General features: G+C 72.4%; 19 protein-coding genes and 1 pseudogene. 18 read left to right on the forward strand and 2 right to left on the reverse strand.

Annotated features, from left to right (window positions below):
* The first annotated feature begins 57 nt into the window (after positions 1 to 57).
* The 6 genes from CRYAR_RS11935 (at position 58) to aroQ (ending at position 6,525) form a co-directional block, all read left to right on the forward strand.
* Positions 58 to 906: a shikimate dehydrogenase gene (locus CRYAR_RS11935; protein ID WP_051572017.1), complete on the forward strand. Its 849-nt coding sequence runs from the start codon at positions 58 to 60 to the stop codon at positions 904 to 906.
* Positions 907 to 910: 4 nt separating this feature from the next.
* Positions 911 to 1,690 (forward strand): prepilin peptidase, encoded by a 780-nt coding sequence (locus tag CRYAR_RS42965; RefSeq protein WP_051570057.1) that lies wholly within the window; start codon positions 911 to 913, stop codon positions 1,688 to 1,690.
* 1,616 nt (positions 1,691 to 3,306) lie between these two features.
* The gene (gene aroC / locus CRYAR_RS11945; RefSeq protein WP_035850605.1) at positions 3,307 to 4,488 is read left to right on the forward strand and encodes a chorismate synthase; all 1,182 of its coding nucleotides are present in this window, start codon (positions 3,307 to 3,309) and stop codon (positions 4,486 to 4,488) included.
* Positions 4,485 to 4,997, forward strand: a complete 513-nt coding sequence (locus CRYAR_RS11950; RefSeq protein ID WP_035850607.1) for a shikimate kinase — start codon at positions 4,485 to 4,487, stop codon at positions 4,995 to 4,997. The genes aroC and CRYAR_RS11950 overlap by 4 nt, the downstream gene beginning before the upstream one ends.
* Positions 4,994 to 6,100 (forward strand): 3-dehydroquinate synthase, encoded by a 1,107-nt coding sequence (gene aroB, locus CRYAR_RS11955; protein WP_051570058.1) that lies wholly within the window; start codon positions 4,994 to 4,996, stop codon positions 6,098 to 6,100. Before CRYAR_RS11950 ends, aroB begins: the two co-directional genes overlap by 4 nt.
* Positions 6,097 to 6,525, forward strand: coding sequence for a type II 3-dehydroquinate dehydratase (gene aroQ / locus CRYAR_RS11960; RefSeq protein ID WP_211247402.1), 429 nt, complete (start codon positions 6,097 to 6,099; stop codon positions 6,523 to 6,525). Before aroB ends, aroQ begins: the two co-directional genes overlap by 4 nt.
* Positions 6,526 to 6,565: 40 nt before the next feature.
* On the opposite strand, the gene CRYAR_RS11965 is transcribed toward aroQ, so the two are convergent.
* Entirely contained in the window at positions 6,566 to 8,497 is a 1,932-nt protein-coding gene (locus CRYAR_RS11965; protein WP_051570059.1) for a glycoside hydrolase family 9 protein, read from the reverse strand.
* A 311-nt stretch (positions 8,498 to 8,808) separates the two neighbouring features.
* Here CRYAR_RS11965 and efp point away from each other — a divergent pair, with 311 nt between their 5' ends.
* The gene (gene efp, locus CRYAR_RS11970) at positions 8,809 to 9,372 is read left to right on the forward strand and encodes an elongation factor P (protein WP_035850610.1); all 564 of its coding nucleotides are present in this window, start codon (positions 8,809 to 8,811) and stop codon (positions 9,370 to 9,372) included.
* The gene (gene nusB, locus CRYAR_RS11975) at positions 9,369 to 9,806 is read left to right on the forward strand and encodes a transcription antitermination factor NusB (protein ID WP_035850612.1); all 438 of its coding nucleotides are present in this window, start codon (positions 9,369 to 9,371) and stop codon (positions 9,804 to 9,806) included. The genes efp and nusB overlap by 4 nt, the downstream gene beginning before the upstream one ends.
* Positions 9,807 to 10,002: 196 nt before the next feature.
* On the opposite strand, the gene bldD is transcribed toward nusB, so the two are convergent.
* Positions 10,003 to 10,479, reverse strand: a complete 477-nt coding sequence (gene bldD, locus CRYAR_RS11980; protein ID WP_035850614.1) for a transcriptional regulator BldD — start codon at positions 10,477 to 10,479, stop codon at positions 10,003 to 10,005.
* Between the two features lie 481 nt (positions 10,480 to 10,960).
* Here bldD and pyrR point away from each other — a divergent pair, with 481 nt between their 5' ends.
* From pyrR to gmk, 10 genes and pseudogenes are all read left to right on the forward strand, one after another.
* Positions 10,961 to 11,515, forward strand: coding sequence for a bifunctional pyr operon transcriptional regulator/uracil phosphoribosyltransferase PyrR (gene pyrR / locus CRYAR_RS11985; protein ID WP_035850616.1), 555 nt, complete (start codon positions 10,961 to 10,963; stop codon positions 11,513 to 11,515).
* Positions 11,512 to 12,426, forward strand: a complete 915-nt coding sequence (locus CRYAR_RS11990) for an aspartate carbamoyltransferase catalytic subunit (RefSeq protein WP_035850618.1) — start codon at positions 11,512 to 11,514, stop codon at positions 12,424 to 12,426. The genes pyrR and CRYAR_RS11990 overlap by 4 nt, the downstream gene beginning before the upstream one ends.
* On the forward strand, positions 12,423 to 13,694 hold the full coding sequence (locus CRYAR_RS11995; protein WP_035850620.1) for a dihydroorotase: 1,272 nt from the start codon (positions 12,423 to 12,425) through the stop codon (positions 13,692 to 13,694). The genes CRYAR_RS11990 and CRYAR_RS11995 overlap by 4 nt, the downstream gene beginning before the upstream one ends.
* Positions 13,691 to 14,221: a PH-like domain-containing protein gene (locus tag CRYAR_RS12000; protein WP_084700369.1), complete on the forward strand. Its 531-nt coding sequence runs from the start codon at positions 13,691 to 13,693 to the stop codon at positions 14,219 to 14,221. The genes CRYAR_RS11995 and CRYAR_RS12000 overlap by 4 nt, the downstream gene beginning before the upstream one ends.
* On the forward strand, positions 14,218 to 15,330 hold the full coding sequence (carA, locus tag CRYAR_RS12005; RefSeq protein WP_035850621.1) for a glutamine-hydrolyzing carbamoyl-phosphate synthase small subunit: 1,113 nt from the start codon (positions 14,218 to 14,220) through the stop codon (positions 15,328 to 15,330). The genes CRYAR_RS12000 and carA overlap by 4 nt, the downstream gene beginning before the upstream one ends.
* Entirely contained in the window at positions 15,330 to 18,650 is a 3,321-nt protein-coding gene (gene carB / locus CRYAR_RS12010) for a carbamoyl-phosphate synthase large subunit (protein ID WP_035850623.1), read from the forward strand. Before carA ends, carB begins: the two co-directional genes overlap by 1 nt.
* Positions 18,647 to 19,693, forward strand: a pseudogene (locus CRYAR_RS12015) (quinone-dependent dihydroorotate dehydrogenase); the annotation flags it as partial. The gene carB and the pseudogene CRYAR_RS12015, both read left to right, overlap by 4 nt.
* 155 nt (positions 19,694 to 19,848) lie before the next feature.
* Positions 19,849 to 20,739, forward strand: coding sequence for an orotidine-5'-phosphate decarboxylase (gene pyrF / locus CRYAR_RS12020; RefSeq protein ID WP_051570061.1), 891 nt, complete (start codon positions 19,849 to 19,851; stop codon positions 20,737 to 20,739).
* Between the two features lie 309 nt (positions 20,740 to 21,048).
* Positions 21,049 to 21,378 carry an integration host factor, actinobacterial type gene (gene mihF, locus CRYAR_RS12025; RefSeq protein WP_035850625.1) on the forward strand — a complete coding sequence of 110 codons (330 nt, stop codon included), beginning with the start codon at positions 21,049 to 21,051 and terminating at the stop codon, positions 21,376 to 21,378.
* On the forward strand, positions 21,368 to 21,964 hold the full coding sequence (gene gmk / locus CRYAR_RS12030; protein WP_035850628.1) for a guanylate kinase: 597 nt from the start codon (positions 21,368 to 21,370) through the stop codon (positions 21,962 to 21,964). Before mihF ends, gmk begins: the two co-directional genes overlap by 11 nt.
* The last annotated feature ends 43 nt before the right edge of the window (positions 21,965 to 22,007 follow it).

A 22,007-nucleotide genomic window follows, 5' to 3' on the forward strand; every position in this document is an offset into this window, starting at 1 on the left:
GCTCGCGGCGGGAACGCCTAGGGTGGGCGCGTGTCCACGTTCTCGACGGCGTCACCGGTGCCCTCCGCGGCCGGCTCCCCGGCCGGCGCGGTGCGGAGGGCCGCGGTGCTCGGGTCACCGATCGCGCATTCCCTCTCCCCGGTGCTGCACGCCGCCGCCTATGAGGCGCTCGGCCTCACCGCGTGGTCGTACACCCGGGTCGAGTGCGCCGAGGAGGGGTTGGCGGGCTTCGTCGGCGCTCTCGGCCCCGAGTGGGCCGGGTTGTCGCTCACGATGCCGCTGAAGCGGGCCGCGCTCGGCGTCGCCACCGAGGTCAGCCCGGAGGCGGCGGCGATCGGGGCGGCGAACACCCTGCTGCTCGCGCCGGGCCGGCGCCGCGCCGAGAACACCGACGCGCCCGGGATGGCCGACGCGCTGCGCGAGGCCGGCCTGCGCTCGGCGTCGGCGCCGCTGCTGCTCGGAGCCGGCGGCACCGCCCAGGCGGCGCTCGCGGCGCTGGCCGGCCCCGTCCCGCTCGCGGCCGCCCCGGTCACCGCGCTCGTGCGCTCACCGCACCGGGCGGCGGAGCTGCGCACCACCGCCGAGCGGCTCGGCATCACGCTCGACGTCCGCCCCCTGGACGAGGCCCCGTCCCGGGTGGCCACTGCCGATCTGGTCATCTCCACCCTCCCGAAGGGCGCGGCCGACCCGCTCGCCCACGCCGCCCTACGCCCGGCCGCCGTGGTGTTCGACGTCGTCTACGACCCGTGGCCCACCGCCCTGGCCGCCGCGGCCGCCGCGGCCGGCTGCCGGGTGGTGTCCGGGCTCGACCTGCTCCTGCACCAGGCCGGGCACCAGGTCCGGCTGATGACCGGCCGCCCGGCCCCGATCGAGGCAATGCGCGCCGCCCTGGCGCTGGCCCGCTGAGCCGATGGAGCCGCTGGTCAGCGCGGGGGTGGTGGCGCTAGCGGGGTGGGGTGCCGGGCCGTGGCTCGCCGACGCGCTCGAACGGGTGGCGGTGGTGGCCACCGGCCCGGTCGCGGGCGAACCGGTCCTGGCCCACGCGGCCGCCGCCACTGTCCTGTCCGCCGATCCACCGGCCCGCTCCGACCGAGCCCCCAGCACGAGCCGGGGCTCGGGTCGGGGTGGTGCTGCCCGTGCCGTTGGTTTCTTCGCTCCGGCGGCGAGGGGGAGGGCGGCCGGGGTGGCCGCGGCGGCGGTGGGCGGAGTGGTGGCGTGGGCGGTGGAGGCTCCGGAGCTGGCCGGAATGGTGTTCCTGGCCGGGCTCGGCCTCGTCCTGGCCGCGGTCGACGTCCGCGCGCACCGGCTGCCCGACGCGCTCGTCCTGCCGGCCTACCCGATCCTCGCCGCGCTGCTGACGACCGGCGCGCTGCTCGGCGGCACCGGCCCGGCCCCCCTGGTGCGCGCGGCCGAGGCCTCCGCGGTCGCGTTCGGCGTCCTGTACCTGCTCGCGGTGGTGGTCCCGGCCGGCTTCGGCTACGGCGACGTGAAGCTCACCGGCCTGCTCGGCGCGGCCCTCGGCTGGTACGGCTGGCCGGAGCTGGCCACCGGCCTCACCTACGGCTTCGTCTACGGCGGCCTCGGCGCCGCCGCCCTGCTGGCCACCCGCCGCTTGTCCCGCACGGACCGCCTGGCCTTCGGCCCCTTCCTGCTGGCCGGGGCCCTCACCGCCCTGTGCACGGCCGGCTGAGCACCACACCTCCGCCCCGCCCGCGCTGCATTCCCCCAGCGGCAAGCCCTTGCTCCGGTGGGCACGCTCTCGTTCTGATGGGCACGCTCTCGTTCTGGTGGGGAGGCTCGTTTCGGTGGGGAAGCTCTCGTCTCGGTGAGCATGCCCTTCGTCCCAGGGGGCCTCGCGCTGGGCGGCAGTTGCGCGCTCGGCGGGCGAGCCCTCATGGCCACTCGGTAGCTTCGCCCCCAGCGGGCAGGGCTCCGCCGAGCGGTGCTTCTCTCGGCGGGCAGGCCCCCAGCTCGGCGGTGTTGCTCTCGGCAAGCGAGCATCCGCTCCGCTCGGTTAGCCATAGTTTTCGTACGACTCGGCAGCGCCGTCCTCGGGAGGCGAGCCCTTCACGCCTGCGCGGCGGCGGCGCTCTCGGCAGTTGGGCCAACTTGCTCGGGCAGCACTGCTCCCGGCAGGTAGTCCGCGTAGCTGCGCAACAGCGCCGCCCCGGCGGGTAGCCCGCGTAGCTGCGCGACGGCGTCGCTCCCGGCGGGTAGCTCGCGTGGCTGCGCGACGGCGCTGCTCCCGGCAGGCAGTCCACGTAGCTGCGCGACGGCGCTGCTCCCGGCGGGTCGCCCGCGCGACGGCGCTGCTCCCGGCGGGTAGCCCGCGTAGCTGCGCGACGGCGCTGCTCCCGGTAAGCGGGCCGTCGTGCATGCGACTGACGCCGCCAGCGGTAGCCCACCTGCACGGCGGCGCAGCCCGCGAGTCCGGCCTCGTGCCTGCTCGGGAGCGTGCTCCTGGCGGTTGCCTCGCCCGGGCTCGGCAGCGCGGCTCCGACAGAACGGGTACTCACTCGCCGCCGGGTACCACCTCACTCGGCGAGCGAGTCCTCGTGCCCGTTCAGCAGCGCCGCCCTCGGCTGGTGAGCCGTCGCCCCACTCGGCCCCGCCGCCTCGGCGGCCAAGCCTCCGCAGCTACTCAGGAGCGCCGCCCTCCGCAGGCGAGCCTTCGTCTTCCGTGGCAGCGCCACCCGCCGGGCCTGACTTCCGTGTACATGAGTAACGGCCGCTCTCGGCGGACCTCGCATGTGCGCGGCGGCGCTGCCCGCGAGGCCGGCACTCGTGCCTGCTCAGCAAAGTGCCCGCGGCGATGGCCCCGCCTCGGCTGGTCAGCGCCGCCCGCGGGGCCGGGCCTTCCTGCCTGTGCGTCAGAGCAAGCAGGCCACTTCGACGCGGCCGAGTTCCCCGCCTCATCGCTAGCGGTGGGACTCGCTCCGGCCCGACACCTCCACGTCATGGCGAGCAGGCACTTGCTCCGGCCCACCTCCTCCGCCTCTTGGCGAGTGAGCACCTGCTCCGCCCGATATCTCGGCCTCATCGCGCGAGCACTCGCTCCGGCGCGACACCTTCGCCCGTCGTGGGCGAGCACTGGCCACGCCCGGTGCCCGAGCGCGAGCGGACACTCGCTCCCGCCGCACACCGCCTCACCCGGCGAACGAGTCCTCGTGCCGGCCCACCCGACCACCGCGCACCCCGCTCGGCAGCGGCACCCTCGCCGACGAACACACCGCGCGCGTGGTCACACTGCGGGACGACGCCTTGCGGCGCGGCTGCGTCCGCCCCGGTCGTGGAACACTGCACGTTATGTTGCGCTGGATGACCGCCGGCGAGTCCCACGGACCCGCCCTCGTCGCGATGCTGGAGGGCCTGCCCGCCGGCATCTCGGTGACCACGACCGAGATCTCCGAACAGCTCGCCCGTCGCCGCCTCGGCTACGGCCGCGGGGCCCGGATGAAGTTCGAGCAGGACCAGGTGGAGATCCTCGGTGGCGTCCGCCACGGGTCCACGCTCGGTAGCCCGGTCGCGATCCGGATCGGCAACACCGAGTGGCCCAAGTGGGAAGAGGTCATGTCGGCCGACCCGGTCGACGAGGAGATCCTCGCCGGGCTGGCCCGCAACGCGCCGCTCACCCGGCCCCGCCCCGGGCACGCCGACCTCGCCGGTATGCAGAAGTACGGCTTCACCGACGCCCGTCCGATCCTCGAGCGCGCGAGTGCCCGGGAGACGGCCGCGCGGGTGGCTCTCGGCACCGTGGCCCAGTCGCTGCTCCGCCAGGCGCTCGGCGTCGAGATCGTCAGCCACGTCGTCGAGCTCGGCTCGGTCGCGGTCAAGGACGGCACCGAGTCGCCCACCCCGGCCGACCGGGAGCGCATCGACGCCGACCCGCTGCGCTGCGCCGACCCGGACGCGTCGGCCCGGATGGTGGCCGAGGTGGATGCCGCGAAGGCCGACGCCGACACGCTCGGCGGCATCGTCGAGGTGCTCGCCTACGGGCTGCCGCCGGGCCTGGGCAGCCACGTCCAGTGGGACCGCAAGCTCGACTCCCGGCTGGCCGCCGCGCTGGTGAGCATCCAGGCGTTCAAGGGCGTCGAGATCGGCGACGCGTTCACCCAGGCGCGGTCCCGCGGCTCCAAGGCCCACGACGAGATCGTCAACACCCCCGACGGCGTCCGGCGCCTCTCCGGCCGCGCCGGTGGCCTCGAGGGCGGCATCACCACCGGTGAGGTGCTGCGGATCAAGGGCGCGATGAAGCCGATCGCGACGATCTCGCGCGCGCTGCAGACCGTCGACGTCACGACCGGGGAGGCCGCCAAGGCGATCGCGCAGCGCAGCGACGTCTGCGCGGTGCCGGCCGCGGCAATCGTCGCCGAGGCGATGGTCGCGCTCGTGCTGGCCGACGCCACGATGGAGAAGTTCGGCGGCGACTCGGTCGAGGAGATCCGCCGCAACCTGGCCGGTTACAAGGCCGCGCTGGTGATCGAGTGAGCCCCACGGTCGTGCTGGTCGGCCCGCCCGGTGCGGGCAAAACGACGGTCGGCGGGCTGCTCGCCGAGCGCCTCGGCGTCACCTTCCGCGACGTCGACCACGACATCGAGGCGAGCGCGGGCAAGCCGATCAGCGAGATCTTCGTCGACGACGGGGAGCCGGCGTTCCGCGCGCTGGAGGTGGCCGCGGTCGCGGCGGCGCTCGGGTCGCACGACGGGGTACTGGCCCTCGGCGGCGGTGCGGTGCTGGCCGAGACCACCCGGGAGGCTCTGCGCGGTCACCGCGTCGTCCACCTGAACGTGGGTCTGTCCGACGCGGCCGAGCGGGTCGGGCTGAACACCGCCCGCCCGCTGCTCTCGCTCAACCCGCGGGCGACGCTGCGCACGCTGCTCGCCGAACGCGCCCCGATCTACGCGGAGGTCGCGACGATCGCCGTCGACACCGACGGCCGGACCCCGGAGGACATCGTCGCCGACGTGGTGGAGCAGCTGAACGAGGTGAGCGCGTGAGCGACGTGACGACGATCCACGTCGGCGGCGACCAGCCGTACGACGTGCTGGTGGGGCACGGGATGCTGGGCGAGCTGGCGCCGCTGCTGCAGGGCGCGCAGCGGGTCGCGGTGATCCACCCGGGCGCCCTGCGCACCACCGGCGAGGCCGTCCGCGACGACCTGCGCACGGTCGGCTTCGAGGCTCACTCGCTGGAGATCCCGGACGCCGAGGACGGCAAGACGCTCGAGGTCGCCGGGTTCTGCTGGGACGTACTCGGCCAGGCCGGCTTCACCCGCACCGACGCGATCGTCGGCCTCGGCGGTGGCGCGGTCACCGACCTCGCCGGGTTCGTCGCCGCCTGCTGGTTGCGCGGGGTCCGCGTCGTGCAGGTGCCGACGACGCTGCTCGGCATGGTCGACGCCGCGGTCGGCGGCAAGACCGGCATCAACACCGCGGCGGGCAAGAACCTGGTCGGCGCGTTCCACCCGCCGGCCGGTGTGCTCGTCGACCTGGCGACGCTGGCGACGCTCCCGAAGCACGAGCTGGTCGCGGGCATGGCCGAGGTCGTCAAGACCGGCTTCATCGCCGACCCGCGCATCCTCGAGCTGATCGAGGCCGACCCGGCCGCGGCCACCGACCCGGCGTCGCCGGTGCTGCGTGAGCTGGTCGAGCGGTCGATCCGGGTCAAGGCCGACGTGGTCTCGGCCGACCTGCGCGAGTCCGGCCTCCGCGAGACGCTGAACTACGGGCACACGCTCGGTCACGCGATCGAGAAGAACGAGCGGTACCGGTGGCGGCACGGTGCGGCGGTGAGCGTCGGCCTGGTGTTCGCGGCTGAGCTCGGGCGCCTGGCCGGCCGCCTCGACGACGCGACGGCGGACCGCCACGCGGCGGTGCTGAAGCTGCTCGGGCTGCCGCTGACGTACCCGGCCGCGGCGTGGCCGAAGCTGCTCGACTCGATGCGCGTGGACAAGAAGTCGCGCGGCAACCGGCTGCGGTTCATCGTCCTCGACGGCCTGGGGAAACCGACCGTGCTGGAGGACCCGGACCCGGGTGTGCTGGTGGCGGCGTACTCGGCGGTGGGCACCGAGAGCAGCCCCGGTCCGGCGGTGCAGCTGTGACCCGCGTGTACGTGCTGAACGGCCCGAACATCGGCCGGCTCGGCACCCGGGAGCCGGAGATCTACGGCGCGGACACCCACGACGACCTCGTGGCGCTGTGCGTGAGGACCGGCGAGGAGCTGGGGCTCGACGTCGTCGTGCGGCAGACCGACGCCGAGCACGAGATGCTCGGGTGGCTGCACGCCGCGGCCGACGAGCGGGCGCCGGTGGTGCTCAACCCGGGCGCGTGGACCCACTACAACATCGCGGTCCGCGACGCCTGCGCGATGCTCGTGGCGCCGCTGATCGAGGTGCACATCAGCAACGTCCACAAGCGCGAGGAGTTCCGCCACCACTCGGTGATCTCCCCGGTCGCCACCGGCGCCATCATCGGCCTCGGCCTCACCGGTTACACGCTGGCGCTGCGTCACCTCGCCGCGGTGTGAGCCCCGGGGGCGGAGGCCTCGGCCCCCGCCCCCGATCGGGTCACAGCCGTGACTCGAGGGTCACCGCCAGGAGCGCGGTGGCGGTGAAGTCGATCGCGGGTTCGACGCTGGAGTAGGCGTGGGGCTGGTCGACGAAGCGGGCGTCCTGCCCGTCGAACCGGCTCACGTCGACCCCCGTGCAGTCCTTCGCGGTCGACGACCTCGTCAGCGACTTGAACGCGCTCGCCGCGTTCGGCCCGTTCAGCACCGCTCCGGTCGCGATCTTGCCCTTCCCGCTCAGGTCGCCGGCCAGGTTCGCGATCTGGTGGTGGATGCACTTCGGGTACGTGTTCCCGACGCCGACCACCAGCGACAATCCCCACCCGTTGGTCCCGAGCGCGATGTTGCGCTGCGCCGTGCCGAACGCGTCGTACGAGTCGTCCTCGGCCGCCCGGCGGTACAGCGCCGCGACCGCGCTCCAGCCGAACGTCTTCGTCGTGAAGTCCGACTGGGTCATCGGCGCCGCCGCCCCGATCGGGCTCTTGCGTGCCGCCGAGACCCCGGTCTCCAGCCGCGTCTTCAGGTCGGCGATCAGCGCCTCCGGCGTCACACCGGCAGGCTTGTTGCCGGTCTCGGCCATCAGCCCGTACAGCTCGGCGTCGGCCACCGGCCCCACGTCGTAGAGGTTCAGCGGCTGCTTGCTCCCGGAGCCGGTCATCTGCCCGGCCCATTGCGCGGCCTGCCCGGCCCACGTCGACCAGCGGTCGTCCCCGAGCACGAACCCGGCCCGGGCGACCTCGGTCGCGCCCAGCGCCATGTCGTCGGTCCAGGTGCTCTCCGCGTAGTACGAGCGCGGGTACGTCGTCAGCAGCGTGCCCGGGTCGTCGGTGTCGGCCAGGCTCAGGATCTTCGCGGCGGCGTCCAGGTGCGCCCGTGCGCGCGTCGGGTCGTCGCCGGCCTCGACCTGCGCGGCCAGCGCGAACGCCGACGCCACCCGCCCGGCCAGGTTGGGGCTGATCAGCTCGCCGGGGGAGTTGGCCCGGAACACCGGCCGGTTGCGCAGGTAGCGCTTCCCGTCGCCGGACGCGCTGTCGTCGTCCTGCGGGAGCCGCCAGACGTCGTGGTCGCCGACGATCCCGTCGACGCCGCCGCTGCCCAGCCCGACCTGCAGGTACAGCGTGCCGGTCTTCTCGTCCCACATCTTGTCGAGCCAGTCCATGCCGAACGTCGTCTCGTCCGAAAGGCCCTCGATCGCCTTGCCGTTGCCGATGCTGGCGTCGCCGCCCCGCTGGGCCAGCTGCATCAGCGTCAGCGCGTACGCGGTGGTGTGGGTGAACTTGAGGTAGTCGCCGGCGTCGAACCAGCCGCCGCTGACGTCGACGGTCGGCGCGCCGTCGACCGTGCTCAGCCCGGCGCCGAGGTCGTCGCCCTCGGAGAATTCGGGTGCCTCGTAGACGGCCGCCGCGTCGTCGTGCAGGTGGGACGCCCGCCGGGGGATCGGCTCGGACAACACGTCCTCGCCGTCGCGCTGAACCCCGAAGAACTGCACGGTGTCGGCCGCGACCTGGCCGAACAGTTCTTTGCTCGCCCCCACGACGAACACCTGCGAGGCGGCGGTGACCCCACCGCTGACCCGGATGCGGTAGGTGCCCGCGGTGCGTAACTCCGAGACGTCGATCGGGTAGGTGGCCGGGTACCGGGTGCTCCAGGAGCCGCGGTCCTCGCCGACCGTGCCTTTCATCGCGACCGAGCCGTCCTGCCGCTCGACGAGGAACGCGGCGTCGTCGGCCTGGCGCGGAGCCAGCAGGACCGCGATCTTCGTTTCCGTGGTGCCGTAGCCGACCTGGTCGGTACGGACGACGGCATCGGTGGGGCCCACCGGCTCCCAGCTGCCCACCGGTGCGTCTTGGTCTGGTGCGGCGTCCTCGTCGGGATCGTCGCCCGTGCAGCCGGCGACCAGCGCCAGCGTGGTCAGGACGGCGGCTGCCCCCACGAGTAGCCGGGATATGACCGCTGGGCGGCGGTTATGCACGAGTTCCCTTCCTGCTGTTTCGGTCCGACCCCGCTCGGGTCGGTCGGTGCTGGCCAGCCGGGGGACGGACCTGCGGCCGTCAGCCGACCACCTCCCGGCAGACGTGGAGCCGGTAGGGTCGACTATCGGATACAGGTAGTATCTGGTGACCTGACAAGCGGGTGGCAGCCGCCGCCCCGCTTCTCAGTGAATCCCTACGACTTGCGCACCGGTTTTCCCCACTGCGCCCCGCGCTGGGCAGGCCGGCCGACCAGGAGACGAAGAGCTTCCGCATGGCCACCACGAACGACCTGAAGAACGGCATGACGCTGAACCTCGACGGTCAGCTCTGGAACGTCGTCGAGTTCCAGCACGTGAAGCCCGGCAAGGGCGGCGCGTTCGTGCGGACGACGCTGAAGAACGTGCTGACCGGCAAGGTCGTCGACAAGACGTTCAACGCCGGCGTCAAGGTCGACACCGCGAACGTTCACAAGGCCGCGATGTCGTACCTGTACAAGGACGGCGGGGACTTCGTGTTCATGGACTCGGAGACCTACGACCAGATCACGGTCCCGGCGGGCACCGTCGGCGGCAACGCCGACTACCTGCTGGAGAACGCCGAGGTCACGGTCGCGCTGCACGACGCGACGCCGCTCTACGTCGAGCTTCCGGCCTCGGTCGAGCTCGTCGTCGCGCACACCGACCCGGGCCTGCAGGGCGACCGGTCGACCGGTGGCACGAAGCCGGCCGAGCTGGAGACCGGCGCCACGATCCAGGTGCCGCTCTTCGTCAACACCGGCGACAAGCTGAAGGTCGACACCCGCGACGGACGGTACATCGGCCGGGTCACGGGGTGACCAGTCCCACCTCGAAGGACCCGGAGAAGCGTTCGGCGCGCCGGAAAGCACGCAAGCGTGCCCTCGACATCCTGTTCGAGGCCGACGTCCGCGGCACCGAACCGCTCGCGACCGCTCGCGACCGGCTCGCGCAGTCCGACCCTCCGGTCCCGCAGTACGCGGTCACGCTCGTCGAGGGCGTGACCACCAATCGGGCACGGCTGGACGAGCTGATCGCGACGTACGCCGAGGGGTGGACGATCGACCGGATGCCCGCGGTCGACCGGAACCTGCTGCGGCTCGGCATCTACGAGCTGCTGTTCCGCGAGGACATCCCGGACGCGGTAGCGATCGACGAGGCCGTCGACCTGGCCCGCGAGCTCTCCACCGACGAGTCCCCGAGGTTCGTCAACGGCCTCCTGGGCCGCCTACAACTAGTCAAAGCCGAGCTTTAGGGGCGGCCCGCTCAGAACGACGCTGCCGAGCGGGCGGCAGGACTTGAGTATCAGCTATACGCGGCGTCCTGCCGCCCGATCGGCAGCGTCGCCCTGAGCGGGCTCCAGGTCAGAGCAACGACGAAGCCCCCCGCGCCTGTGGCGCGGGGGGCTTCGTCTCGTTCCAGCCGACACCCCCGGCTGGAACCGGGGGGACCTACGGGCGGATCGGCGTCGCGACCAGCACGTTCCACTCGGTGAGCTTCTCGATCAGGCCGGCCGGCGAGAGGTCGAACACGATCGCGAGCGTGCGGAGGTCGTCGGCGCGGATCGAGAGCACCCGGCCGTTGTAGTCGCCGCGCTGCTGCTGGATGCTGCGGGCGAACCGCTGCACCGCACCGAGCTCGTCACCGGGCAGCTGCTCGAGACGCTCGAGGTCGATGACGACCTTGCTCGCGCCCTCGTGACGGCCGGGGCCGTCGCCGGGGAGGAGCTCCGCGATCGGAACCCGGTAGAACTCGGCCAGCTCGTTGAGGCGGGCGACGGTCACGGCACGGTCGCCGCGCTCGTACGACCCGACGACCACGGCCTTCCAGCGGCCGCCGGACTTCTCCTCCACCCCCTGTAGAGACAGGCCCTGCTGCTGCCGGATGGCTCGCAGCCGGGCACCGAGGGCCTTGGCGTAATCGGACATTCGTACTCCGAGGGGTAAAGCGCATGCCCGGGGAAAGCATGCGGGCGGACGAGCAGCGACATGCCGGACCACGTCACCGCGCCCGGTCGCTACGGAGAGTGACCGTAGAGCCGAAACGGCAATCCGGTCAAGAGGAATGACGAAACCGTAGCCGCCCGGCGATGTGACGTTGAACGCCCCAGTCGATTCCACGCGGTAAGCAACCGTGCCCGTTCTCGCTGCGAAGTGTGACCGGAACAGTTCATCACCCTCTCGTCACATGGTTCACATCGGTACCGGAAGTCGCGCTATCTCCCGTACGAAACGGGCCGAAAGGCTGAGGGCGTCAGCGCTGGGAAAGCGCGTGTGACGTGGGTCGCGCGAGCCTGCTGAGGGCCGTGCGCCGAACCGTCGCGCACCGTACCGGCGCTGATAGGTTTGCTCCCGACAAGCCCATCCTTTAACGACCCGTCCCGTGAGGCGGGGAAGGAGGTGGCCGGCGGTGACGCCTGCCATTGACGAAGTCCGCGAGATCCTCGACGAATCAGCGGTCGCACGCACGGTCGACCGGATCGCGCACCAGATCCTGGAGAAGACCGACGGCGGCGCCGACACGGTGCTGATGGGGATCCCCACCCGCGGCACCCCGCTCGCCCGGCGGCTGGCCGGGCGCATCGAGACGTTCACCGGCGTGGCCCTCCCGGTCGGCGCGCTCGACGTCACCCTCTACCGCGACGATCTGCGGCTGCGCGCCCCCCGCGCGCTGGAGAAGACCGATCTGCCCAGCGAGGGCATCGACGGCCGCCGGGTGGTCCTGGTCGACGACGTCCTGTTCTCCGGACGCACGATCCGGGCCGCGCTCGACGCGCTGTCCGACCTCGGCCGCCCGCAGAGCGTCCAACTCGCGGTCCTGGTCGACCGCGGGCACCGGGAACTGCCGATCCGGGCCGACTACGTGGGCAAGAACCTGCCGACCTCGCGGACCGAGAACGTGCGGGTGCAGCTGCGCGAGGTCGACGGCCGGGACGCGGTCGTGATCGCGAAGGCGGACTCGTGATCCCCCACCTGCTCTCCGCCGCCGACCTGGACGCCGACACCGCAACGCTCGTGCTCGACACCGCCACCGAGCTCGCGGCGGCCGCGGGGCGCAGCGTCAAGAAATTCCCGACGCTGCGCGGGCGCACGGTGGTCAACCTCTTCTACGAGGACTCCACCCGCACCCGGATCTCGTTCGAGGCGGCCGCGAAGCGGCTGTCCGCGGACGTCATCAACTTCTCGGCCAAGGGCTCGAGCGTCAGCAAGGGCGAATCGCTCAAGGACACCGCGCTCACGCTGCAGGCCATGGGCGCCGACGCGGTGGTCATCCGCCACCAGGCGTCCGGCGCTCCGCACAACCTCGCCCAATGGGTCGACGGTGCGGTGGTCAACGCCGGTGACGGCACCCACGAGCACCCCACCCAGGCGCTGCTCGACGCGTACACGATGCGCAGCAGGCTCGGCCGCCTGGAGGGCCTGCGCGTCGGCATCGTCGGCGACGTGCTGCACAGCCGGGTGGCTCGTTCGAACGTGCTGCTGCTCGCGACGCTCGGCGCCGAGGTGACGCTGGTGGCGCCGCCGACGCTGGTGCCGGTGGGGGTCGGCGCGTGGCCGGTGGAAGTGTCGTACGACCTCGATACGGTGCTGCCGAAGCTGGACGTGGTGATGGCGCTGCGAGTGCAACGGGAACGGATGAACGCCTCGTTCTTCCCGACCGAGCGTGAGTACGCCCGCCGCTACGGCCTCGATGCCAAGCGTCTGGCCGCGCTGCCCGAGCACGCGATCGTCATGCACCCCGGGCCGATGAACCGCGGCATGGAGATCACTCCGGAAGTAGCGGATTCCCCCCGTTCCACGATCGTCGAACAGGTCACCAACGGCGTGAACGTCCGGATGGCCGTCCTGTACCTGTTGCTCGGAGGCTCGCAGTGAACTACCTGATCCGCGGTGCGACGCTGCCCGACGGCACGACCAGGGACCTGGCCGTCCGGGACGGGCTGATCGCGGAGACGACCGACGGCGAGGTCATCGACGCCGGCGGGCTCCGGGTGCTGCCCGGCCTCGTCGACATCCACACCCACCTGCGCCAGCCCGGCCGGGAGGACGCCGAGACGATCGAGACCGGAAGCCGGGCCGCCGCGCTCGGCGGCTACACCGCGGTCTGCGCGATGGCCAACACCGACCCGGTGGCCGACGCGGCCGGCATCGTCGAGCAGGTCTGGCGCCTGGGCCGCGAGGTCGGCCTGGTCGACGTCCAGCCGGTCGGCGCGGTCACGCTGGGCCTGAAGGGCGAGCGCCTGGCCGAGCTCGGCGCGATGGCCGAGTCCGCCGCCGGAGTGCGGGTGTTCTCCGACGACGGGCACTGCGTGCACGACGCCGCGGTCATGCGCCGGGCGCTGGAGTACGTCAAGGCGTTCGACGGCGTCATCGCCCAGCACGCGGAAGACCCGAAGCTCACGGTCGGCGCGCAGATGAACGAGGGGGAGCAGTCGGCCCGCCTCGGCCTGGCCGGCTGGCCCGCGGTCGCCGAGGAGGCGATCATCGCCCGTGACGCGCTGCTCGCCGCGCACGTCGGCTCCCGGCTGCACGTCTGCCACGTGTCGACGGCCGGCTCGGTCGAGGTGCTGCGCTGGGCGAAGAGCCGCGGCATCCGGGTCACCGCCGAGGTCACGCCGCACCACCTGCTGCTCACCGACGAGCTGGCCGCCACCTACGACCCGGTGTACAAGGTCAACCCGCCGCTGCGCACCGCCGAGGACGTCACCGCGCTGCGCGAGGCCCTGGCCGACGGCACGATCGACGCGGTCGCCACCGACCACGCACCGCACGCCCGCGAAGACAAGGAATGCGAGTGGGCCGCGGCCCGCCCCGGCATGCTCGGGTTGGAGACCGCGCTCCCGATCGTCATCAAGACGATGGTGGAGACCGGCCTGCTCGACTGGGCGGGCGTCGCGGAGCGCATGAGCCACGCACCGGCGCGCATCGCGAACCTCGAGAGCAGGCACGGTCGTCCGCTGACGCCCGGTGAACCCGCGAACCTGACCCTGGTGGACCCGGCGCAGCGCTGGACGGTCACCCCCGACGGGCTGGCCAGCATCAGCCGCAACACCCCGTACACCGGGCTGGAGCTGCCCGGCGCGATCGTGGCGACGTTCCTGCGGGGGCGGGCCACGGTGCTGGACGGGAAGGCCCAGGCATGATCGCCGCCGCCTACGAACGTCCGCCGGACAACTGGACCGGCCGGATCCTGTTCACCGCCGTCGTGCTGGCGCTGTTCGCGCTGATCGTGTGGGCTGCCCGCCGGGCCTGGAAGCGCCGCGTGGCCGCCCACGCCGACCTGCTGCCGCTGCCGGCCGGAACCGTCACCGACGCCGTGGCCGCGTCCGACGGGCTCTACGCGGGCACCACGCAGTCCGGTGAGTGGCAGGCCCGCGTCTACGCCGGCGGCCTGGCCAACCGGGCCGCCGCCACCCTGCACACCGGCCCCGAGGGCGTCCGGATCGAGCGCGACGGCAGCGACCCGCTGTTCATCCCGGCCGCCGCCATCACCGCAGCCCGCCTCGACGCCGGGCACGCGAACAAGGTCGTCGGCGGCGCCGGAATGCTGGTGATCACCTGGGAGCAGCAGGGCTACCTGCTCGACACCGGGTTCCGCGCCGACCACCGGGTCGACAACGCCACCCACCTGCGTGAGATCGAGAAAGTGATCCTGGAGAAGACCGCATGAGCACCACCTCCGCACTGCTGGTCCTGGAAGACGGCCGCACGTTCCGTGGCGAGGCCTTCGGCGCGATCGGCGAGACGTTCGGCGAAGCCGTCTTCACCACCGGCATGACCGGTTACCAGGAGACCCTCACCGACCCCTCGTACCACCGGCAGATCGTCGCGATGACCGCGCCGCACGTCGGCAACACCGGCGTCAACGGCGAGGACGACGAGTCCGCGCGGATCTGGGTCGCCGGCTACGTCGTCCGCGACCCGGCCCGGATCTCGTCGAACTGGCGCGCGACCGGCGCGCTGGGCGACCGTCTGGCCGACGAGGGCATCGTCGGCATCGCCGGCGTCGACACCCGGGCGCTCACCCGGCACCTGCGTGAGCGCGGCGCGATGCGTGCCGCGGTCTCCAGCACCGGGGAGAGCCCCGCCGAGGTGCTGGAGAAGGTGCTCGCGAGCCCGTCGATGGCCGGCGCCGACCTGGTCGGCGACGTCACCACGGCCGAGCCCTACGTCGTGCCGGCCCAGGGCCAGGTCCGGTACCGCGTCGCGGCGATCGACCTCGGCATCAAGCGCAACACCCCCCGCCGGATGGCCGAACGGGGCATCGAGGTGCACGTCCTGCCCGCGACGACGGCCCCCGAGGACCTGCTCCGCCTCGCCCCCGACGGCGTCTTCTTCTCGAACGGCCCCGGCGACCCGGCCACGGCGGACGGCCCCGTCGCCCTCGCCCGGGCGTCGCTCGGCGCGGACGTCCCGACGTTCGGCATCTGCTTCGGCAATCAGGTGCTGGGCCGGGCGCTGGGCTTCGGCACCTACAAGCTGCGCTACGGCCACCGGGGCATCAACCAGCCGGTCATGGACCGGCAGACCGGCAAGGTCGAGGTCACCGCGCACAACCACGGGTTCGCCGTGGACGCGCCGCGGGACGGGGCCGCCGAGACCGAGTTCGGCCGCGCCGAGGTGAGCCACGTCTGCCTCAACGACGACGTCGTCGAGGGCCTGAACTGCCTCGACAAGCCCGCGTTCAGCGTCCAGTACCACCCCGAGGCGGCGGCTGGTCCTCACGACGCTGACTATCTCTTCGATCGTTTCGTCCGGCTGATGGAAGGCAAGAGCTGATGCCGAAGCGCACAGACATCCAGCACGTGCTGGTCATCGGTTCCGGGCCGATCCTGATCGGCCAGGCCGCCGAGTTCGACTACTCCGGCACCCAGGCCTGCCGCGTGCTGCGCGAGGAGGGCCTGCGGGTCAGCCTCGTCAACTCCAACCCGGCAACGATCATGACCGATCCGGAGTTCGCCGACTCGACCTACATCGAGCCGATCACCCCGGAGTACGTCGAGCAGATCATCGCGAAGGAACGGCCGGACGCGCTGCTCGCGACCCTCGGCGGCCAGACCGCGCTGAACACCGCGGTCGCCCTGCACGAGCGCGGCGTGCTGGAGAAGTACAACGTCGAGCTGATCGGCGCCGACATCGACGCGATCCAGCGCGGCGAGGACCGGCAGCGGTTCAAGGACATCTGCGCCTCGGTCGGCGCCGAGACGCCGCGCTCGGCGGTCTGCCACTCGATGGACGAGGTCCGCGCCACCGTCGCCGACCTCGGCCTTCCGGTCGTCATCCGGCCCTCGTTCACGATGGGCGGCCTCGGCTCCGGCATGGCCCACACGCCCGAAGACCTGGAGCGCATCGCCAGCGCCGGTCTGGCCGCCAGCCCCACCACCGAGGTGCTGATCGAGGAGAGCGTGCTGGGCTGGAAGGAGTACGAGCTCGAGCTCATGCGTGACCGCAACGACAACGTCGTCGTGGTCTGCTCGATCGAGAACGTCGACGCGATGGGCGTGCACACCGGCGACTCGGTGACCGTCGCCCCGGCGATGACGCTCACCGACCGCGAGTACCAGCGGCTGCGTGACGTCGGCATCGCCGTGCTCCGCGCGGTCGGCGTGGACACCGGCGGCTGCAACATCCAGTTCGCGGTGCACCCGGAGACCGGCCGCCTGGTCGTGATCGAGATGAACCCGCGGGTGTCCCGGTCGTCGGCGCTGGCCTCCAAGGCCACCGGGTTCCCGATCGCGAAGATCGCCGCGAAGCTCGCGGTCGGCTACACGCTCGACGAGATCCGCAACGACATCACCCGGCAGACCCCGGCCAGCTTCGAGCCGGCGCTGGACTACGTCGTGGTGAAGGTGCCGCGGTTCGCGTTCGAGAAGTTCCCGGGCGCCGACCCGGAGCTCACCACGACGATGAAGTCGGTCGGCGAGGGCATGGCGCTGGGCCGGTCGTTCCCGGAGGCGCTGAACAAGGCGCTGCGGTCGGCCGAGACGACCGCCGGTGGCTTCTGGACGACGCCCGACCCCGACAACGACCCGCTCGAGGCGCTGAAGACGCCGCACGACGGTCGCCTCTACGACGCCGAGCGGGCCCTGCGGCTGGGCGCGAGCGTCCAGGAGGTCTCGGCGGTCTCCGGCTACGACCCCTGGTTCGTCGACCAGATCGCCTCGCTGGTGGAGCTGCGGTCCGAGCTCGTCGACGCGCCCGTGCTCGACGCCCACCTGCTCGGCCGGGCCAAGCGCGCCGGCCTCTCCGACCGTCAGGTGGCGTCGCTGCGTCCGGAGTTCGCCGGTGAGGACGGCGTCCGCACGCTGCGCCACCGGCTGGGCGTCCGGCCGGTCTACAAGACCGTCGACACCTGCGCGGCCGAGTTCGCCGCGTCCACGCCGTACCACTACAGCGCGTACGAGACCGACCCGGAGGCCGAGACCGAGGTCGCGCCGAGCACGGGTGCGAAGGTGCTGATCCTCGGCTCCGGCCCGAACCGGATCGGCCAGGGCATCGAGTTCGACTACTCCTGTGTGCACGCCGCGATGTCCCTGCGCGACGCCGGCTACGAGACCGTGATGGTCAACTGCAACCCCGAGACGGTCTCCACCGACTACGACACGTCCGACCGCCTCTACTTCGAACCGCTGACGTTCGAGGACGTGCTCGAGGTCTGGCACGCCGAGGACACGTCCGGGAAGGCGGCCGGCGGGCCGGGGGTCGTCGGCGTGATCGTGCAGCTCGGGGGCCAGACGCCGCTGGGCCTGGCCCGGCGGCTGGCCGCGGCGGGCGTCCCGATCGTCGGCACGCCGCCGGAGAGCATCCACCTCGCCGAGGAGCGGGGCGCGTTCGGTCGGGTGCTGGAGGCCGCCGACCTGCCCGCGCCCAAGCACGGGATGGCCACGTCCTACGCCGAGGCGAAGAAGATCGCCGAGGCGATCGGCTACCCGGTGCTGGTACGTCCGTCCTACGTGCTCGGCGGGCGCGGCATGGAGATCGTCTACGACGACGTCACGCTCGAGTCCTACATCGCCCGGGCCACCCAGGTCAGCCCGGAACACCCGGTGCTGGTGGACCGCTTCCTCGACGACGCGATCGAGATCGACGTGGACGCGCTGGCCGACGGCACCGGCGAGGTCTACCTGGGCGGCGTGATGGAGCACATCGAGGAGGCCGGGATCCACTCCGGCGACTCGGCGTGCGCGCTCCCGCCGATCACGCTCGGCTCGGCCGACGTCGAGAACGTGCGCCGGTCGACGGCGGCCATCGCCGCGGGCGTGGGTGTGAAGGGCCTGCTGAACGTGCAGTACGCGCTCAAGGACGACACGCTCTACGTGCTCGAGGCCAACCCGCGCGCGTCGCGCACCGTGCCGTTCGTCAGCAAGGCCACGGCCGTACCGCTGGCGAAGGCCGCGGCCCGGATCATGCTCGGCGCGACGATCGCCGAGCTGCGCGCGGAGGGGCTGCTCCCGCCGACCGGCGACGGCGGTTCGCTCGCGCGCGAGCAGACGCCGATCGCGGTCAAGGAAGCCGTGCTGCCGTTCAAGCGCTTCCGCACGATCACCGGCGCCGGCGTCGACAGCCTGCTCGGCCCGGAGATGAAGTCCACCGGCGAGGTGATGGGCATCGACACCACGTTCGGCGCGGCGTTCGCCAAGAGCCAGGCCGGTGCGTACGGGTCGCTGCCGACGTCGGGGCGGGTGTTCGTCTCGGTCGCCAACAAGGACAAGCGCTCGATCGTCTTCCCGGTCAAGCGCCTGACCGACCTGGGCTTCGAGGTGATCGCGACGCACGGCACCGCGGAGGTGCTCTGGCGCCACGGCATCCCGGCGCGCGTCGTGCGCAAGCACTTCGAGCCGGCCGGCGGCGAGGACGATCACGACGTGGTCACGTTGATCCGGGCCGGAGAGGTTCAGTTGGTCGTCAACACGCCGTACGGAAACTCCGGGCCGCGCGTGGACGGCTACGAGATCCGGTCGGCCGCGGTGGCCGCCGACGTGCCCTGCATCACGACCGTCCAGGCCGCCGCCGCGGCGGTGTTCGGCATCGAGGCGCAGCTGCGCGGGGAGCTCTCGGTCCGGCCGCTGCAGGAGCTGCACCGGGCGCTGGGCCGGTGAGCGTCTACGGCGTCCTGCGGGACCGGGCGCTCTTCCGCCTCGGCGGAGGCGACGCCGAGACCGCCCACGAGCGGACGCTGTCCGCGCTGACCCGGTTCGGCCGGACTCCCGCCGCCGTCGCGGCCGCCCGCCGCTGGGCCCTCGGCGACGCTCCCGGCCTGGCCCGCACGCTGTTCGGCGTGCGGTTCCCCGGGCCGGTGGGCCTGGCCGCGGGCATGGACAAGAACGGGGTCGCGCTGCCGGCCTGGGCCGGGCTCGGCTTCGGGTTCGTCGAGGTCGGCACGGTCACCGCGCACGCCCAGCCGGGCAATCCGCGGCCGCGGCTGTTCCGGCTGCCCGAGCACGAGGCGATCGTCAACCGGATGGGGTTCAACAACCGGGGCGCCGCGGCGCTGGCGGCGCGCCTGGCCGACCTGTCCGCCGGGGGGAGCCCGCCGCTACCGATCCCGATCGGCGTCAGCCTGGGCAAGTCCAAGGTGACGCCGCTGGAGGACGCGGTCTCCGACTACGTGACCTCGCTGCGGCAGGTCGGTCGCTACGCCGACTACGTGGCGGTCAACGTCAGCTCCCCGAACACCCCGGGGCTGCGTGCGCTGCAGGACCGGGCCGCGCTCGACCAGCTGCTGGCGGCGCTCGCCGCCGAGGCGCAGATCCCCGGCCCGCGCCGCCCGGCCGGCCAACCCGTGCCACTCGTCGTGAAGATCGCGCCCGACCTCACCGACGCGGCGATCGGCGAGGTGCTCGAGGTCTGCGCGGCGCACGGCGTCGCGGGCGTGATCGTCTCGAACACCACGCTGGGTCGCGCCGGGGTCGAGACGCCCGAGGCCGGTGGGTTGTCGGGTGCGCCGCTGACCCGCCGGGCCCGCGAGCTGGTCGCGTTCGTCGTCCGGGAGACCGACGGGCGTCTGCCGGTGATCGGCGTCGGGGGAGTGCTCACCGCCGCCGACGCCACCGCGCTGTTCGACGCCGGTGCCGCGCTCGTGCAGGTCTACACCGGCCTGGTCTACCGGGGCCCCGGCCTGGTCCGGGCGATCAACAAATCCGTCACTCAGCGTGGTGTCGGGCGCCTCGGCTCCGGCGATGGTGGTTCCAGCCCGCTGAGAGCGCCCCAGAGCGATTTTCGGGGGTCGACGGAGGGCGCAGTGACCATGGAGGGGTCTGCGACGCTCAGCGGGCCCGTGGCGAGGGAGGTGTCCGAGTGACCGTTAACACGGCCGCAGCGCCGCAGGTCGCGCCGACCACGGATCACTTCGGGGCCCGCCTCGCGCGGGCCGTCGCCGACCGGGGGCCACTCTGCGTGGGCGTCGACCCGCACCCCGGCCTGCTCGACGCCTGGGGGCTGACCAGGGACGTCGCCGGGGTGGAACGGTTCGCCCGCACGGTCGTCGAGGCCCTCGCGGACCGGGTCGCGGTGCTCAAGCCGCAGTCGGCGTTCTTCGAGCAGTACGGCAGCCGCGGGGTCGCGGTGCTGGAGCACGTGATCGCCGACGCCAGGGCGGCCGGCGCGCTGGTCCTCAACGACGTGAAACGCGGCGACATCGGCAGCACGGTGGAGGCGTACGCCGCGGCCTACCTCGACCCGGCGTCGCCGCTCTGCGGTGACGCGATGACCGCCAGCCCGTACCTGGGCTTCGGCTCGCTCGCCCCGCTGATCGACACCGCGGTGGCGAACGGCAACGGCGTGTTCGTGCTCGGCCTGACGTCCAACCCCGAAGGACCGCAGGTGCAGCACGCGGTGGCCGCCGACGGGCGGACCGTCGCGCAGACCGTACTGGATTCGGTCGCCGCGGCGAACGCCGGCTGTGTTCCGGAAGCGGACGGGGCCCCCTACGGCCCGGTCGGCGTCGTCGTCGGCGCGACCGTGGGGGAGACCGGGCACGACCTGAGCCGGGTGGGCGGGCCGTTCCTCGCGCCGGGACTGGGCGCGCAGGGCGCCGGCGCCGAGGACCTCCGGGCGGTGTTCGGCGACGCCCGCCGGGCGGTCCTCCCGTCGGTCTCGCGGGAGGTGCTCCGGGCCGGTCCGAAGCACTCGGCATTGCGTTCAGCGGCATCCCGGGCAGCGGACGATTTCGCGGCTGTGCTTGCCTAGAGAAGGGTCGGTTCGAGCGCCCGGCTGAGGCGTAGGTGTTGCCTACGCCACGATGGGTACTCCCCGACCTGCATGAACCCCTCGCGGCGAACCCTCGTTGCTGTCAGTGTGGAGTGTGTCATCGATCACTGCTTTGTTCCGGTGGAGCTTGACAAAGTCGGTCATTCGCAGACAAATCGGAGTTTTCTCCGGTTTCATGCAACGATTAGTCGGGGAGCAACACCGGGCCGCATTGATTCCTGTCGCACTTCCTCGCTAGGTTCACGCGCTGGAATCGTCCGCTTCCCCAACGAACACCCGAGGTGACCTGTGGCTCTTCCGTCGTTGAGCCCCGAGCAGCGCGCTGCTGCTCTGCAGAAGGCTGCCGAGGCGCGCAAGCAGCGTGCCGCGGTCAAGGACAAGCTCAAGCACGGTGGGCTGTCCCTGTCGGAGGTCCTCGAATCGGCCGAACAGGACGACGTCATCGGCAAGATGAAGGTCTCGGCCGTCCTCGAGGCGCTGCCCGGCATCGGCAAGGTCCGTGCCGTCCAGATCATGGAGAAGTTCAAGATCGCCGAGAGCCGGCGGGTGCGTGGCCTGGGTGACAACCAGAAGCGCGCGCTGCTCACGGAGTTCGGCTCCCCTTCCGGTGGACGCTGAAATTCCCGGCCTCCCGTCCCGCGCCGCTGATGCGGCGCGGCTGACGGTGCTCTCCGGTCCGTCCGGAGTCGGCAAGGGCAGCGTCGTGGCCGAGATCCGGCGTCACCACCCCTCGGTGTGGCTGTCGGTCTCGGTGACGACGCGCGCGCCCCGGCCTGGCGAAGAGCACGGCAAGCAGTACTACTTCGTCAGCCGGGACGAGTACGACGCAATGGTGGCCGCCGGCGAACTCTTGGAACATGCGGAGTTCGCCGGCAACGGCTACGGCACTCCTCGGCGTGCGGTCGAGGAGCGCCTCGCTGCCGGTCGTCCCGCGCTGCTCGAGATCGAGCTGCAGGGGGCCAGGCAGGTTCGGGCCGCGATGCCCGAAGCGCAATTCGTCTTCCTGGCGCCCCCGTCCTGGGACGAGCTGGTCCGCCGGCTCGTGGGGCGGGGCACCGAGGACGAGGACACGATCCGCCGGCGCCTGGACGCCGCGGTCGTCGAGCTCGCCGCGGAAAAAGAGTTCGACGTGACGATCGTCAACGACAATGTCGGTCAGGCTGCCACGGAGTTGGTAGAGTTGCTCTCCGTGCCGGTCCGCTGAGGGACGGTCGGGCGCTGAGGTGGGGCGAGTTCCCCACGAGAAA

The organism is Cryptosporangium arvum DSM 44712 (genome assembly GCF_000585375.1).
In the GTDB taxonomy this organism is placed as follows: Bacteria; Actinomycetota; Actinomycetes; order Mycobacteriales; family Cryptosporangiaceae; genus Cryptosporangium; species Cryptosporangium arvum.

Coding starts and splice junctions, on each gene's coding strand:
- CRYAR_RS42965 (WP_051570057.1), top strand. CDS start 911: ATGGAGCCGCTGGTCAGCGCGGGGGTGGTGGCGCTAGCGGGGTGGGGT.
- aroC (WP_035850605.1), top strand. CDS start 3,307: ATGTTGCGCTGGATGACCGCCGGCGAGTCCCACGGACCCGCCCTCGTC.
- efp (WP_035850610.1), top strand. CDS start 8,809: ATGGCCACCACGAACGACCTGAAGAACGGCATGACGCTGAACCTCGAC.
- bldD (WP_035850614.1), bottom strand. CDS start 10,479: ATGTCCGATTACGCCAAGGCCCTCGGTGCCCGGCTGCGAGCCATCCGG.
- CRYAR_RS12000 (WP_084700369.1), top strand. CDS start 13,691: ATGATCGCCGCCGCCTACGAACGTCCGCCGGACAACTGGACCGGCCGG.
- carA (WP_035850621.1), top strand. CDS start 14,218: ATGAGCACCACCTCCGCACTGCTGGTCCTGGAAGACGGCCGCACGTTC.
- carB (WP_035850623.1), top strand. CDS start 15,330: ATGCCGAAGCGCACAGACATCCAGCACGTGCTGGTCATCGGTTCCGGG.